At 67.8% G+C, this 13,871-nt stretch carries 8 protein-coding genes; 3 read left to right on the top strand and 5 right to left on the bottom strand.

The window, feature by feature from the left end; genetic code table 11:
• Positions 1 to 226: 226 nt before the first annotated feature.
• Entirely contained in the window at positions 227 to 3,160 is a 2,934-nt protein-coding gene (locus ACPPVQ_RS08045; protein WP_426520393.1) for a UPF0182 family protein, read from the bottom strand.
• Between the two features lie 95 nt (positions 3,161 to 3,255).
• Entirely contained in the window at positions 3,256 to 4,395 is a 1,140-nt protein-coding gene (locus tag ACPPVQ_RS08040; RefSeq protein ID WP_426520391.1) for a YlbL family protein, read from the bottom strand.
• Between the two features lie 136 nt (positions 4,396 to 4,531).
• Between ACPPVQ_RS08040 and ACPPVQ_RS08035 the strand changes: the two genes are divergently transcribed.
• Entirely contained in the window at positions 4,532 to 5,875 is a 1,344-nt protein-coding gene (locus tag ACPPVQ_RS08035; RefSeq protein WP_426520389.1) for a zinc-dependent metalloprotease, read from the top strand.
• A 70-nt stretch (positions 5,876 to 5,945) separates the two neighbouring features.
• Positions 5,946 to 6,782: a TOMM precursor leader peptide-binding protein gene (locus ACPPVQ_RS08030; RefSeq protein WP_426520387.1), complete on the top strand. Its 837-nt coding sequence runs from the start codon at positions 5,946 to 5,948 to the stop codon at positions 6,780 to 6,782.
• Here the strand turns inward: ACPPVQ_RS08030 and ACPPVQ_RS08025 are convergent.
• Together ACPPVQ_RS08025 and nudC are read right to left on the bottom strand one after the other, a co-directional pair.
• On the bottom strand, positions 6,673 to 8,412 hold the full coding sequence (locus ACPPVQ_RS08025) for an ATP-dependent helicase (protein ID WP_426520385.1): 1,740 nt from the start codon (positions 8,410 to 8,412) through the stop codon (positions 6,673 to 6,675). The two genes, ACPPVQ_RS08030 and ACPPVQ_RS08025, sit on opposite strands and share 110 nt — an antisense overlap.
• The gene (gene nudC, locus ACPPVQ_RS08020; protein ID WP_426520383.1) at positions 8,409 to 9,431 is read right to left on the bottom strand and encodes an NAD(+) diphosphatase; all 1,023 of its coding nucleotides are present in this window, start codon (positions 9,429 to 9,431) and stop codon (positions 8,409 to 8,411) included. The genes ACPPVQ_RS08025 and nudC overlap by 4 nt, the downstream gene beginning before the upstream one ends.
• A gap of 103 nt (positions 9,432 to 9,534) precedes the next feature.
• Between nudC and ACPPVQ_RS08015 the strand changes: the two genes are divergently transcribed.
• Positions 9,535 to 10,611 carry a phosphotransferase gene (locus ACPPVQ_RS08015; RefSeq protein ID WP_426520381.1) on the top strand — a complete coding sequence of 359 codons (1,077 nt, stop codon included), beginning with the start codon at positions 9,535 to 9,537 and terminating at the stop codon, positions 10,609 to 10,611.
• Here the strand turns inward: ACPPVQ_RS08015 and ACPPVQ_RS08010 are convergent.
• Positions 10,548 to 13,862: a UvrD-helicase domain-containing protein gene (locus ACPPVQ_RS08010; protein ID WP_426521181.1), complete on the bottom strand. Its 3,315-nt coding sequence runs from the start codon at positions 13,860 to 13,862 to the stop codon at positions 10,548 to 10,550. The two genes, ACPPVQ_RS08015 and ACPPVQ_RS08010, sit on opposite strands and share 64 nt — an antisense overlap.
• Between the last annotated feature and the right edge of the window lie 9 nt (positions 13,863 to 13,871).

Genomic DNA, 13,871 nt, shown 5'->3' with positions numbered 1-13,871 from the left:
TCGACAACTAAAGTTTATGCAAGCATTTGTTGAAGCGAGTTTCGACGAGATCGCGCCAATGCGGCAGAATCCGGGCAAATGCAGGCCATCCAGGCCATGTCGCCCTCCTCCCGCGATCGGTCAGCCCCGATGTACTGCCGGCCGCCGCCGCACAACTTTGTACAGGCGATGAACATAAGGGAGGGTGCGGCCAGACAGCCGCACCCTCCCTTACTGGGTTGTCCGACTATTTCGACGGAGTGGGCGCCGGAGTCGGAGCCGTCGTCGGGGTCGTCGTCGCCTGGGCCTCGGCGGCGAGCGCCTGGGCGATCGCCTTCTTGAGGTTGGCGTCCGCGATACCGTATGCGGTCCAGTCCCCCGCCTTCAGCGCGGCGTCACGATCGAGCAGCGCCTGCCGCGCGTCCACGAGCGCGGCTTGCAGCGCAGCGTTGGGGCTGGACCCGGTTCCGGTCGGCGTCGTCGTCGTGCCTGTGCTGGTGCCCGCATTGGCGTCGCCCGCACTCGCGCCCGAACTGCCGCCGAAGAGAACATCGAGTGCCCCGTCGAGAGTGTCCTGGAACGCGATCTTGTCGCCGAACGCGACCAGCACCTTCTGGAGGAGCGGGTAGCTCGTCTCACCGGTCGATTTGACATAGACCGGCTGCACGTACAGGAGTCCCCCGCCGACCGGAAGCGTCAGCAGGTTGCCGCTGATGACGTCGGTCTTTCCCTGTCTCAACAGGTTCAGCTGTTGAGACACTCCTGGATCGGAGTTGAAGTTGTTCTGCACCTGGCCCGGCCCCGGCACCGTATCGCTCGACGGCAGTGTGAGCAGCCTGAGTTTTCCGTAGCCGGACGCTTTCTGTCCCTTCGCATCGCCGGCATCCGCATCGACCGCCAGGTAGCCCTTCAGCACCGACCTGCTCGACTCCGTCGTCGCCAATGGCACGAACGTCGAGTACAGCGAGAACGACGGCGCCGTCTGGCCCGGCATCTGCATCGTGAGGTAGTACGGCGGCTGAAGTGTGGGGTTGCTCGCCGGCGACACCGGGTCGTTCGGCGTCGTCCATGCATCGTCGCGGGAGTAGAACGAGCCCGCGTCTGTCACGTGGTACTGGCCGAGCACCGAACGCTGCACCTTGAAGAGGTCGGCCGGGTACCGAACGTGGCTGATGAGCTGGGCGCTCATGTCACTCATCGGCTTGACCGTGGTCGGGAAGATCTTCTCCCACGTCTTGAGGATGGGGTCGGTGGAATCCCACGCGTAGAGTGTGACCTTTCCGTCGTACGCGTCGACGGTGGCCTTGACCGAGTTGCGGATGTAGTTGATGTTGTCGAACGGATACGCCGGCTTCGGGGTCTCCGTGTCGGCGATCGCGTCGCTCAGGCTGCCCACATGCGAATACGGATACTGGTCGCTCGTCGTGTAGCCGTCGATGATCCACTTGACGCGGCCGTCGATGACTGCCGGGTAGGCCTGCGAGTCGAGCGTCAGGTAAGGCGCGACCTTCTGCACCCGGGTGATCGGGTCGCGGTCGTACAGAATCTGCGAATTGCTGTTGACCGCGTCGGAGAGGACGATCTGCTCATCCTGGAACTTGAGCGCGTAGATCAGCCGCTTGAAGATGTTGTCGAGCTTCGGTCCGCCGTTGCCGTTGAACGTGGTGTACGTCTGCTGCGCGTTGTTGGCCCCGCCCGGGTAGTCGAGTTCGACCGACTTCTGACTGTTCGACCCTCCGACGATCGAGTACTTCGGCGACTGCTGGCCGAAATAGATACGGGGCTCATAGGTGCCGAGTGAGCCGGTCGTCGGGATGCCCGACTCGAGGAACACGGGCTGGCCGTCGGTTGAACGCTGGTTGCCGTAGGCGGCGACGACACCGTAGCCGTGGGTGTAGACGATCGTGTCGTTGTACCAGTTCTGCGCGGAACCCAGGCCGGACTGCTGGAGCTCGCGAACGGCGACCACGGCATCCTGCTCCTTGCCGTCGATCGTGTAGCGGTCGACCGCGAGGTTGTCGGGGAACGCGTAGTACTGGCGGAACTGTTCGAGCTGCCGGAACGAGGGGCTCACCTGGGCAGGGTCGATAATACGGATCTGGGCAGTCGTTTGCGCGTCTTGACGCAGCTGGCCCTGCTCGGCCGTCGTCTTCGCGTTGTAGGGGATCACGTCGATGTTCGACAGTCCGTAGGCGTCGCGAGTGCTGTTGATGCTGCGTTGTATGTATGGCGTCTCGAGCGTCTTCTGGCTCGGGTCGACCTGGAACCGCTGCACGATCCAGGGGTAGATCGCGCCGACCACGAGGGCGGCGATGATGAGCAGGGCGGTGCCGACCAGCGGGAAGCGCCACCGCCCGATGAAGGCGGTGAGGACGAACAACGCGGCGACGAAGATGGCGATCCCGGCGAGGATCGCACGACCGGGAATCGTCGCGTTGACGTCGGTGTACGCGGCGCCGTTGATCTGGTCGTTGACGTTGGAGTCCGTCACCGTCGCGTAGCGGTCGAGCCAGATGCTCACCCCCTGGAGCAGCAGGTAGAGCGCCGAGATCACCGAGATCTGGACGCGGGCAGCCTTCGAGATGCGCACCTCGCGGCCGCTGATGCGGATGGACCCGTAGAGATAACAGGTGGCGAGCGTCGCGAACAGCGAGATGATGACGACCGCAGACGCGAAGCCGACCAGGCCGCGGTAGAACGGCAGGTCGAACAAGTAGAACGAGATGTCGAGGTGGAACTGCGGATCGGTCTTGCCCGACGGCGTGCTGTTGATCCACATCAGGGCCGTCTGCCAGCGGCTGCCGGTCGAGACACCGGCGAAGATACCGAACACGACGGGGATTCCGTACATGGCAAGACGTCGCAGCGGTTCGATCACCTGCTGGTAGCGGTCGAGCTGGGTGTTCAGCTTGGCGTACACCGGGCGCAGCCGGTATGCGAGCTGGATCGAGAGCCAGAGCGGAACTGCCATGCCGAGGAAGCCGATGAAGAACAGGATCGCGGCGGCGAACCACTGCGTCGTGAGGACGTTCAGGTACCCGACCTGCTGGTACCACAGGATGTCGGCGTACAGGCCTGCGAACACGAAGAACGCGATGATGAGGGCTACGACCACCCCCAGCGTGATCCAGATCGCTGCCCGTCGGCGCCCGGCCGGTCGCCCTGCTGCTGTTGAACTCACGTGCGGCCCTCTTGCTCTGCGTTGAAAGGTCAGGAACCCATCCTAGGCGCGCGTAGCTTTGAGATCGCTGCGCTTCAGCCAGGGTCGGGATGTGCTCAGGATGCCGGGCAGGTGGGAAGGGCCGCGGTGCCCGAGTGGGAGCTGAGCGCCTTCATCACCGCCAGGGAGTCGTCGAGGGTCTTGACCGCGAAAACCTTGAGGCCGGCAGGGATGTGCCCCGTCACTTCGTCGCAGTTGGACTGGGGAGCGAGAAACCAGCTGTTGCCTGCCTGACGTGCCCCGTACATCTTCTGCTGGATTCCCCCGATAGCGCCGACGTTGCCCTCATTGTCGATCGTCCCGGTGCCGGCCACATGTTCGCCGCCGTTCAGCTTGTTCGGTGTGAGTTTGTCGATGATGCCGAGAGCGAACATCTGTCCGGCGCTCGGGCCGCCGACGTTGTTCAGCTGGATCGTCACGTCGAACGGGAAGGTGTAGTGCATTCCCGCACCGATTCCGACGATGACCGTCGGGCCACTCTTCTCCGGGGTGATCTGCACGGTGCTGGGCGCGCCGGCACGGATGATGCCGATCGTCGCCGGCTTGCCGGAACCATTGGCCTTCAGCAGGTCGCGGAGCGTCTGCACACCCGGCACGTGGACCCCGTTGACGGTGATGATCTCGTCGTTCACCTTGAGTACTCCGTCGGCCGGCGATCCCTTGAGGATCTGCTTCACGATGACTTCCTGCGGATAGGTGTAGCCGAGCTCGTTGAGAGCAGCGGCGATCGCATCCTGCTGCGAGTCGACCATCTCCTGCGCGTTCTCCTGGTTGCTCTGCTGCGTCGTCGTTCCCGGGGGAAAGACCGCGTCGACCGGGAGCACCGCTTTGCTCGGGGTCAGCCACGCCGCGGCGACCTCGAACCAGCTCGGAAGCGAATCGGGGTTGCCGACGAGGGAGACCGTGAGCAGGTCGAGCGACCCCGCGGTCGGGTAGGTCTTCTGGCTGGGGATGACGATGAGGGGCTTCGCGTCTTTCGCCGGCGCGCTTCCGACCGGCTGGTCGGTGCCTAGCGTGTTGAACACCGGGCCGGGTTGTTCGATAACGTACGGCGCAGGCACGAGTGCCAGGACCAGGGTCAGCACGAACGCTGCACCGACGAACGACCAGCCCACCACGACACTGCGCTTCGGCCGGATGCGTTCCGGCGGCGTGCTGGGTTCGGGCCGGAGATCGTCGTCCGTGAAGAGTGCCACGCATGTACCTTTCCTGATGTTCGCGACGGGCGGACACCCAACCCCTGAGCCTAGGCCAATTCCCATCCTGCTTCGCAGAATCACGGGCTAGCGTAGATTCTGCGCCTGAAAGGTTGCCAATACGAAAGGCGAGACGATGGCCGATGATCCGGACAAGGACCAGGACGACGAATTCCGCGACATGTTGCGCGAATTCCTCTCAGGCAATTCGTCGATCGACCCGAGCCAGCTCGCCGGCGCGGCGGGGCTCCCCAACGATCCCGCAAGCATCGCCCAGCTTCTCGGCCAGCTCCAGAACGCCATCCGCAGCAACGGTGACGGCATCAACTGGGACCTCGCCCTCGAGCAGGCCCGGACGCTCGCCGGGGCTGACGCACGCGCGACAGAGCCCGCTGAGCGCGCCGCCCTCGAGCAGGCGTTCAACGTCGCCGCACTCTGGCTCGACGATGTGACCAGCGTCGCCGAGTTGATGACACCGCCCCAGCTCATCGGGCGCGTCGAGTGGGCCCGCCAGACCATGCCCATCTGGACCCAGCTCGCTGAGCCCGTCGCTCTCAGCATCTCGGATGCACTGACCCAGGTCCTCAGGGAACAGGCGCCTGAGGAGATGCAGGGGATGCTGGCCAACGCAGGCCAGATCATGCGCTCGATCGGTGGCGCGCTCTTCGCCATGCAGCTCGGGCAGGTCGTGGGGCAGCTGGCGAAAGAAGTGGTGTCGGGGGGCGACATCGGCATCCCCCTCCTCGAGGACGGCCACGCTGCCCTCCTGCCTCAGAACGTCGCCGAGTTCGGCGAAGGACTCGACATCCCCGACGACCAGATCCAGCTGTACCTGGCTGTTCGTGAGCTCGCACACGCCAGGCTCTTCCGCCACGCGAAATGGCTGCGCCTGCAGCTGATCACTTCGATCACCGAGTTCGCGAAGGGCATCACCATCGATACGGAGCGGCTCGAAGAGCTTGCCGAGGGTTTCGACCCGGCCAACCCGGAAGAACTCCGGGAGGCGATGGTGAGCGGCGCGCTGATCCCGCCGAAGTCGGAGGCACAGCAGGCCGCGCTCGCCCGCCTGGAGACAGTGCTCGCCCTGGTGGAAGGCTGGGTCGATGTCGTCACCGCCGAGGCGACGAAACTCCTGCCCAAGGCGGACGCCATCGCCGAGACCGTTCGCCGGCGCCGCGCGTCGGGCGGCCCGGCCGAGTCGGCATTCGCGACGCTCGTCGGACTCGAGCTCCGGCCGCGACGCCTTCGTGAGGCCGCCGCGATGTGGAAGGCGGTGAGCGATGCGGTGGGTGCCGACGGGCGCGACCGGCTGTGGTCGCATCCCGACCTGATGCCGACCGGTGCCGACCTCGATGACCCGTCCGCGCTGGTCGCGCGCCTGACTGCGGAAGCGAGCGGCCAGGAGCCGGAGTACGACGCCGTCGACCAGGCGCTGGAAGACCTTCTCCGCGGCGACACGGAGCGGCCGACGGAGGAGTAGCTTCCTGAGCTCCGACGCGGGTTGTGGAGAGATTCTGCGGTGGGCGTGCCCTCCACGGAATGATTCAGGAGTGACCATCCAGCTCGATCCCCGAATCCCGCGAGTGTGGCGGAGCCCGACCGACCTCCAGTTCGGCGTGGACCGCCACCTGCTCGTGCTTCACGACGTGACTCCCGGCGAGGAACGGCTCATCGCCGACCTCGAACACGGTGTCACGCGGGACGGGCTCACGGCACTTGCGAGTGCCGCCCGCGTGCCCGTCGACGTCGATGCGCTGCTCACGCGACTGCGGCCCGTGCTCCGGGCCCCTGCGCCATCGACTCCTCCCCCACGCCGTCGCGTCGCGATCGACGGCCGCGGCTCCGCTGCGCGCGCCATCGGGAACATCCTGACGAGCTCTGGCTTCGCTGTGACCAGCGACATCGCCGACGTCGACCGGGCCGAGGCCGCCGTGATCGTCGGCCGCTACGCTGTGGCGCCGGAGCGTTACGGACGCTGGCTGCGGCGTGACGTTCCCCACCTCGCCGTCGTGTTCAGCGACCGCACCGTCACGATCGGGCCGATCGTCGAACCGGGTTCCGGCCCGTGCCTGTCCTGCCTGGACCGTCATCGCCTGGACGACGACCCCGCATGGACGGCCATCGCGACCCAACTGGCCACACGGGACTCGCCGCTCGAGACGGAACTGGTCGGCACCGCTGTCGCCGCCCTCGCCTCGCGGATGGTCCTGGCGCGGCTCACGCGCGGCTCACGCCGGTTCGCTGCCTCGAGCATCCGCTACGACGGGGCGACCGGCACTACAGACGTCGTGCCGGTGCGACAGCACGCGGAGTGCGCGTGCCGAGCTCTGCCAGGAACCGTGACGGCTGGCGGGGGCCGCGCTGCTGGCCGCCTTCGGCCCAGCTGAGGTGCAGGCGTCTCCGCGCCCGGGTGATCCCGACATAGAGCAGACGGCGTTCCTCATCGACCTGGTCGAACGTCTTCGCGTAGCTGATCGGCACCAGCCCCTCGCTGAGGCCGATCAGATATACGGAATCCCACTCGAGGCCCTTGGCGGAGTGCAGTGTGGCGAGGGTCACTGCGGAGACAGTCGGCTCATGCTGGCCGGCCTGGCGCTCCATCAGTTCGTCGGTGAACGCACGGAAGGTGGTGCCTGGAGGCTGCTGGTCGACGAGCCCCATGATCGCGTTGAGCGACTCCCAGCGGTCGCGCACGGCCCCCCGGGCCTCGGGCGCGTCCTGGCTCCAGCCCAGTGACCGGAGCACGTCGCTCACCGACTTGAAGAGCGGCTCCCCCGTGACCGACACGGAAGCCGCCCGCAGGGACATCACCGCCTGCCGCACCTCGGACAGGTCGAAGAAACGTTTCGCTCCCCTGATGAGGTAGCTGACCCCGACATCGGCGAGCGCGGTCTCCAGCGCGGCGGCCTGCACGTTCACCCGGTAGAGCACGGCGATGTCTTCCGGCTTGTCGCCGGCCGCGATCTGGGCAGCGATCGACTGGGCGACACCCCGCGCCTCCGCCAGATCGGATGCGAAGGCGGTCGGGTCCGGCGTCGCCGGGTCTGCCGCTGCCCGGCCCGCGTCCCCCGCACCGTGTTCCGTGGCGGCGTGGAGGGTGAGCGCTCCGGGACGACCGCGCATAAGCCGGTTCGCCGCGTCCACGACACCGGGCGTCGACCGGTAGTTCTGCTCGAGGCGCACCACGGTCGCGTCGTCGTAGCGGCGCTCGAAGTCGAGGAGGAATTCGCTGCGCGCGCCCGCGAACGAGTAGATCGTCTGGCTCGCGTCGCCGACGACGCACACATCGCGTCGGCCGCCGAGCCACAGGTCGAGGAGCTGCTGCTGGAGCGGCGAGACATCCTGGTACTCGTCGACCACGAAGAAGCGGTACTGCTCCCGCACCTGCATGGCGACGGAAGGCTCGCTCTCGATCATGCCGGCGCACGCCAGGAGGACATCCTCGAAGTCGAACTGACGCCGTTCATCCTTGAGATCTTCGTAGGCCTGCTGCACGAGCACGGCCTGTTCGACGGTCAGGGCGCCCGGAACCGAACGCGACGAGATCCGCTGGGCGTACTGCTCGATGCTGAGGCCGGACACCTTGCGCCATTCGATCTCGGCGGCCACGTCGCGCAGCGTCGCGGTGTCGAGCCTGAGCCGCAGTCGCTCGGCGGCGTGCCCGAGGAGCCGGGCCTTGCCGTCGAGCACCGAGGGCAGCTGGCCGCCGACCACCTGGGGCCAGAAGAAGTTGAGCTGGCTGAGCGCCGTGGCGTGGAACGTCCTCGCCGAGACACCGCCCGCACCGAGTTGCCTCAGTCTGCCCCGGAGCTCGGATGCCGCGCGGTTCGTGAACGTGAGCGCCATCACGCGGTTGGGCGCGTACGCACCTGTGGCGACACCGTAGGCGATCCGATGCGTGATCGCGCGCGTCTTGCCGGTGCCCGCTCCGGCGAGGATGCAGACCGGGCCGAGCAGGGCTTCCGCAGCGACGCGCTGCTGGTCGTCGAGTCCTGCGAGCACCTGGTCCGGCGTCATCGTTCCCCGGCGCTGATCGCCGGCGGTTCTCCCAGGGGGCCGCCGTACCAGTCTTCGATGATCGCCCGTGCGATCGACGTGCGGCCGGGCAGGATGACGACGTCGTGGTTCGACCAGACCTCGTCACGCGTGAACCAGCGAAGCTCGAGGATCTCGTCACCGTCGGGGTGGAGCGCCGCCGGGTCCTGGTCGTCGGCGAGTCGCGCCGTGAAGCCGACCATCACCGAGGCCGGGAACGGCCACGGCTGTGAACCGAGGTACACGGGGTCCACCACGCGCACCCCCGCCTCCTCGAAGATCTCGCGTTCGACCGCGGCTTCGAAGGACTCCCCCGGCTCGACGAAGCCGGCGAGCAGCGAGTAGCGGTTGTTCTCCCACATCGCGTTCGAACCGAGCAGCAGCCTGTCGTCGCGGTCGAGCACACTGACGATCACGGCAGGGTCGGTGCGAGGGAAGATCTCGGTCTCGTCGTTCAGGCACCGGCGCACCCAGCCGCCCTTCTCGACGACGGTCGGTTCGCCGCAGCGCGGGCAGTGCGTGTGCGAGGCGTGCCAGTTCGCGATCCCGAGCGCTTCGGTGAAGAGGCCGGCGTCCCGGTCGCTGAGCGCTGTTCCGACCGTGCGGAGGTTCGCCCAGCGCGCCTCGTCCGGTTCGAGTTCGGATGCGGCGGCGTCGCTGAGCACGCTCAGCACGATTGCCGAACCCGCCGGTTCGGTCGCCGTCGCAACAAGGGTGCGCCCCAGGTAGACGCGCACCAGCGCAGACGTCACTCGGTCGGCGGGAAGGAGGTCGAGCGCGGCGGTGGCGCCGTCCTCTGCGCTGCCCCAGCCATCCGAACCGGGTGTCGCAGCGGCGACGCTCCCCGCAGTCACCAGGGCACGCCCTTTCCACAACGGGAGGATGCGCGTCGTCGGCTCGCCCAGGAGCTCGTCGAACAACGCCGGACGGGAGCGAGCTTCGTGATCGCGATCGACGGCGCCGCGCGACAGGGGAAGGTCGCGGAGGGCGGAACGCGTCATCGGTGTCCTCTCACGGTTACGGATCGCGTTCGTTTTCGACGCGAACGGCTGGCAAGGCGTGGCGATCAACGGGCGCCGGGAATGTCCACTTAACCTAGGTGCTATGGCCAGATCCCATCTCACTCTAGCCGCGCTGGCCACCTCGGCCGTTCCGGGGCTGGAGGTCTCAGGCGCCCGCAGCTTCACGGCCGGCGGCTCGGGCGACTTCGACTCCGCGCTCCTCAGCGGGCGCGACGGCAGCACCAGCATCATCCGGGTGCCGACGTCGCAGACGGCCGAGTCCGAGCAGAGCGCCGACCTCGTCGCTTTGCGCGCGCTCACGACCGGAATCCGCAGCAGGCTTCCATTCGATGTTCCGATGTTCCTCGGGCAGACGCCGGTCGGCGGAACGCGGGCGATCGTCTACAACTTCCTTCCCGGCATCCATATCGATGTCGACGACGTGCCTCCCGGAGACGGTCTCGCCGGGGCGATCGGGCATGCGATCGCGGCCATCCACACGCTTCCGACCGCCTTCGTCGGCGAGGCGGGGCTTCCGGTGCTGAGCGCAGCCGAGTGCCACACGTCGACCACCTCGCTCATCGAGTCTGCGGCGTCGACGGGGCTGCTGCCGAGCGCCCTCCGCGACCGGTGGCGTGACGCGTCGGCCGACACCGGGCTCTGGCAGTTCCAGCCCACGGTGATCAACGGTGCGATGACCGCCGACTCCTTCCTCGTCGAAGGCGAGTCGATCTCGGCCGTGCTCGGTTGGTCCGCCCTCCGGGTCGGCGACCCGGCGCGTGACCTGCACTGGCTGCTCGCGATGAACCCGGATGCGGCCGAGAGCGCACTCGGCGCCTACGGTGCCAGGCGCCAGGTCACCACGGATCGCCAGTTCACCCAGCGGGCGATGCTGTACGCCGAGCTCGAGGTCGCACGCTGGCTGCTCCATGGCCGGGAAGTTCGCAACCAGGCCATCGTCGACGACGCGGTCGAGATGCTCGACGGCCTGGTCGACCGGGTCCACACCCAGGCCGCGAACCCGCTCTCGACGGCGACCGGCCCGATCATGGCCGTCTCCGACGTCGAAGCGATGCTCGACAACACGCCGGGCGACCGGTCAGCGGACGACTACGGTCACGCCGGCGGCATGAAGCCGGTGACCGACGACCAGAGCGAGCGCAGCTCCTCTTCGGAGTAGAGGCGTTCGGGCCGAATGACCGCGTCATCGGCAACGAAGTAGAAGACGGCGTCGATCCGATCCGGTGCGATGCCTTTCCAGCGGGCGAAGGCGAGCCGGTACAGCGCGAGCTGCAGCTGCTTGCGTTCGAGGTCGTCGGCATCCCTCAGGGCTTTGCCGGTCTTCCAGTCGACGATCTGGTAGTCGTGCACGCCGTCGTCGGCGCGGTAGACCGCGTCGAGTTTGCAGACGACGACCTGCCCGGCCAGCACGACGTGGATCTCGATCTCGACTTCCTCCGGCCGGCGGTCCGCCCAGCCGCTGGCGGCGAAGATCTGCTGGAGCTCGGCGAGTTCTGCGGCCTCGATCGGTTCGCCGGCCGGGTCGTCGAGCTCGAGCGCTGACGCATCGATCACATCCGACGCCCCGGCGACCGTGCCGTAGCGCTGCTCCACCCAGCCATGGAAGAGGGTGCCCAGGCGCGTCTGGCGATACGGGCGCTCCGGCATCGGACGGCGGAGGGCAGCCGCCACGGCGGCCGGGTCGGTGACATAGTCCTTGAACCGGGATGCCGGGATGCGGGCCGGCAGGTCGACGCGTTCGCCGCCTGCCGCTCGTTCCGCCCGCTCCGCGAGCAGCAGATCGATGTCGTCGGCGTAGACGCCTCCCCGGTTGCCGCCACGATCGAGCGCGGCGCGCACGGCCTGGGCGGCCTGGACCACGCGGGGCCGGCGAATGCCGAGTGGATCGAGGGGCCAGGACACGGTCTGGGTGGCGAGCGCATAGGGGTTCTCCTCCACCTCCTCGAGTTCGGGGAAGGCGTCGTCGGCGAGCAGTCCCGCGCTCTGGAGTTCGAGCAGGAAGGCTCCTGGGCCACGAGGACGGGTCTGCGTCGACCAGTAGGACCCGGTGAGGAGTAGGCCGTGACGTGCGCGCGTCACGGCGACGTATGCCAGGCGCCGCTGCTCTGCCGCGTGCCGTTCCGCGTTCTCCGCCTCGAATGCATCGAAGGCGTCGTCGACCTCCTTCTGGGTGTGCGCGGAACGCCAGGCGAGCACCGGGAGCTCGGTCGAATCGCCTCGAAACTCGTAGGGCAGGGCGCCGAATTCGATCCAGCCCTTTTTGCTGCGCGGCGGGCTGGGTAGCTCGCCGTCGACCATCCGGGGCACGGCGACGATGTCCCACTCGAGTCCTTTGGAGCCATGGATCGTCAGGATCTGCACCGTGCCGGGCTCGGGGTCTTCACTTCTCGGCGCGAGGTTGTCACGCTGCTCCGCTTCGGCGAGCCACGCGAGAAACGATCCAAGCGTCGCCTGGTCGTCGCTGGCCAGGTAGGAGGCCACCTGCTCGGCGAATGCGTCGAGGCTGGCCTGCCCGAGCTGCGCCGTCTCGTTCGCGGCGACTTCGATGTCGAGCATCAGTTCCTGCTGCACCAGCGTGACCAGGTCGAGCAGGTCGAGGCCCGCGCGCGAACGCAGGTAGGCCAGCTGACGGCCTGCCTCCTTCATCCGGGTGAGGCCGTCTGCGCTGAACGGCGCCAGTTGGGAGTGCGACTCGGGTGCCTCGACGACGAAGTCGAGGGCGTCGACGAGCGATGCGGACTCTTCTCCGGCGACCGACTGGCGGAGGCGTTCGCGCACGGGGGCATCGAGTTCGCGGAAGCGGTGGTCGCGTGCCGCAAGCCACGAGGCGACCGAGCGCAGCACGGCGACGTCCTTCGGGGCGATCCTCCAGCGTGCGCCGGTGAGAACGCGGATCAGCTCGGATCCAGCCGTCGGGTCGTGCATCACGCGCATCGCGCTGAGCAGGTCGGCGATCACTGGTTGTTCGAGCAGGCCCCCGAGGCCGAGCACGTGGTACCGAACGCCGCGCCGCTCGAGGGCCTCGGTGAAGACGTCGATCTTCTTGAGCGATCGGCAGAGCATGGCGGCGCTGGGGGGCTGCCCGTCGTCGTCGCGCCGCGCCAACCGCCGCGCCAGCCACTCCGCGACCGCCGCCGCTTCGTCTGCAACCGTCTGCTCGAAGCGCACGGCGAGTTCGCCGGCGTCGGCGCCGGGCCGGGCCTCGAGGCGCTGAACGTGCACGGGAGACGAGGCTGACAGCGGACCGACGAGCACGTTGGCGGCTTCGAGCACACGCGTCGGGTTGCGCCATGATGTCGACAGGGCGTATTCGGCCGCGCCTCCGCGCGCGATTCCCGGCTGGTTGCCGGTGAAGTCGAGGGAGAACCGCCCGAGGTTCGCCGCACTCGCCCCGCGCCAGCCGTAGATCGACTGGTGAGGGTCGCCGACCGCCATCACCGGCTGACCGCCGAACAGCCGCGACAGGAGTCTCGTCTGCACCACAGAGGTGTCCTGGTATTCGTCGAGCAGGATGACCCGGTAGCGCGCGCGATAGTCGTCGATCACCGACGGCAGCCGGTCGCACACCTGCAGGGCGAGGGCGACCTGATCGGAGTACTCGACGAATCCGCGGCGGGTCTTCTCTGCGGCGAAGAGGGCGGCCAGGTCGAGGAGCGGCGGCAGCGAGCCGACCACCGCGATCGCAGAGCGAACGGATGCGTACATCTCTTTCACGCGTCCGTTGCCGGTAGGGAGCTCGGCCAGGCCGGTGAACTTCGCCGTCATCGACGCGACATCGGCACCGTCGACGACGTTCTCGCTGAGCGCGCGGCTCAGGGAGATGACCGCGCTGGTCACGACGTCGACGCTCCGTTCGAGGTCGACCAGACGGTCGTCGGTGCTGGAGACTACGAGGCGGCGTGCGAGCTGCCAGGCCGACGCCTCGCTGAGCACCGCCGACTCCGGTTCCCTGCCGATCAGGAAGGCGTTCTCGCGGAAGATCGCGTTCGCGAACGCGTTGTAGGTCGAGACATTGGGGGCCTCGAACGGGTCAGCGTCGATCTCGACGAGCCCAGAGGCGGTCAGCTGATCGATGCGACGGCGGATGCGTACCGCCAGTTCCCCCGCCGCCTTGCGGGTGAACGTGAGCCCCAAAATCTCAGGCACTCGCACATGCCCGTTCGCGAGCAGCCACACTACGCGGTTCGCCATCGTCTCGGTCTTGCCACTGCCGGCGCCGGCCACCACGATCGCTGGTGCGAGCGGCGCCTCGATCACGGCCTGCTGCTGCGGGGTCGGCATCGGAAGGCCGAGCGCCCCAGCGATCTCGGCCGAGCTCAACCGGCGTCGTGAGGGAGAGTCGTCGCGGAGCGCACGCTCCACGAGGTCGAGGGTCGCATCGTCGACGTCCCAGTCGAGCAGGCCGTCCATGCCGTCCTC

Source organism: Leifsonia sp. McL0618, from assembly GCF_049994905.1.
GTDB lineage: Bacteria > Actinomycetota > Actinomycetes > Actinomycetales > Microbacteriaceae > Diaminobutyricibacter.
This window is presented reverse-complemented; position numbering and strand designations above follow the sequence as displayed.

Excerpts from the sequence above, each read along its gene's own strand:
- ACPPVQ_RS08035 (WP_426520389.1), top strand. The coding sequence starts at position 4,532 with ATGGCCGATGATCCGGACAAGGACCAGGACGACGAATTCCGCGACATG.
- ACPPVQ_RS08025 (WP_426520385.1), bottom strand. The coding sequence starts at position 8,412 with ATGACGCCGGACCAGGTGCTCGCAGGACTCGACGACCAGCAGCGCGTC.
- nudC (WP_426520383.1), bottom strand. The coding sequence starts at position 9,431 with ATGACGCGTTCCGCCCTCCGCGACCTTCCCCTGTCGCGCGGCGCCGTC.
- ACPPVQ_RS08015 (WP_426520381.1), top strand. The coding sequence starts at position 9,535 with ATGGCCAGATCCCATCTCACTCTAGCCGCGCTGGCCACCTCGGCCGTT.
- ACPPVQ_RS08010 (WP_426521181.1), bottom strand. The coding sequence starts at position 13,862 with ATGGACGGCCTGCTCGACTGGGACGTCGACGATGCGACCCTCGACCTC.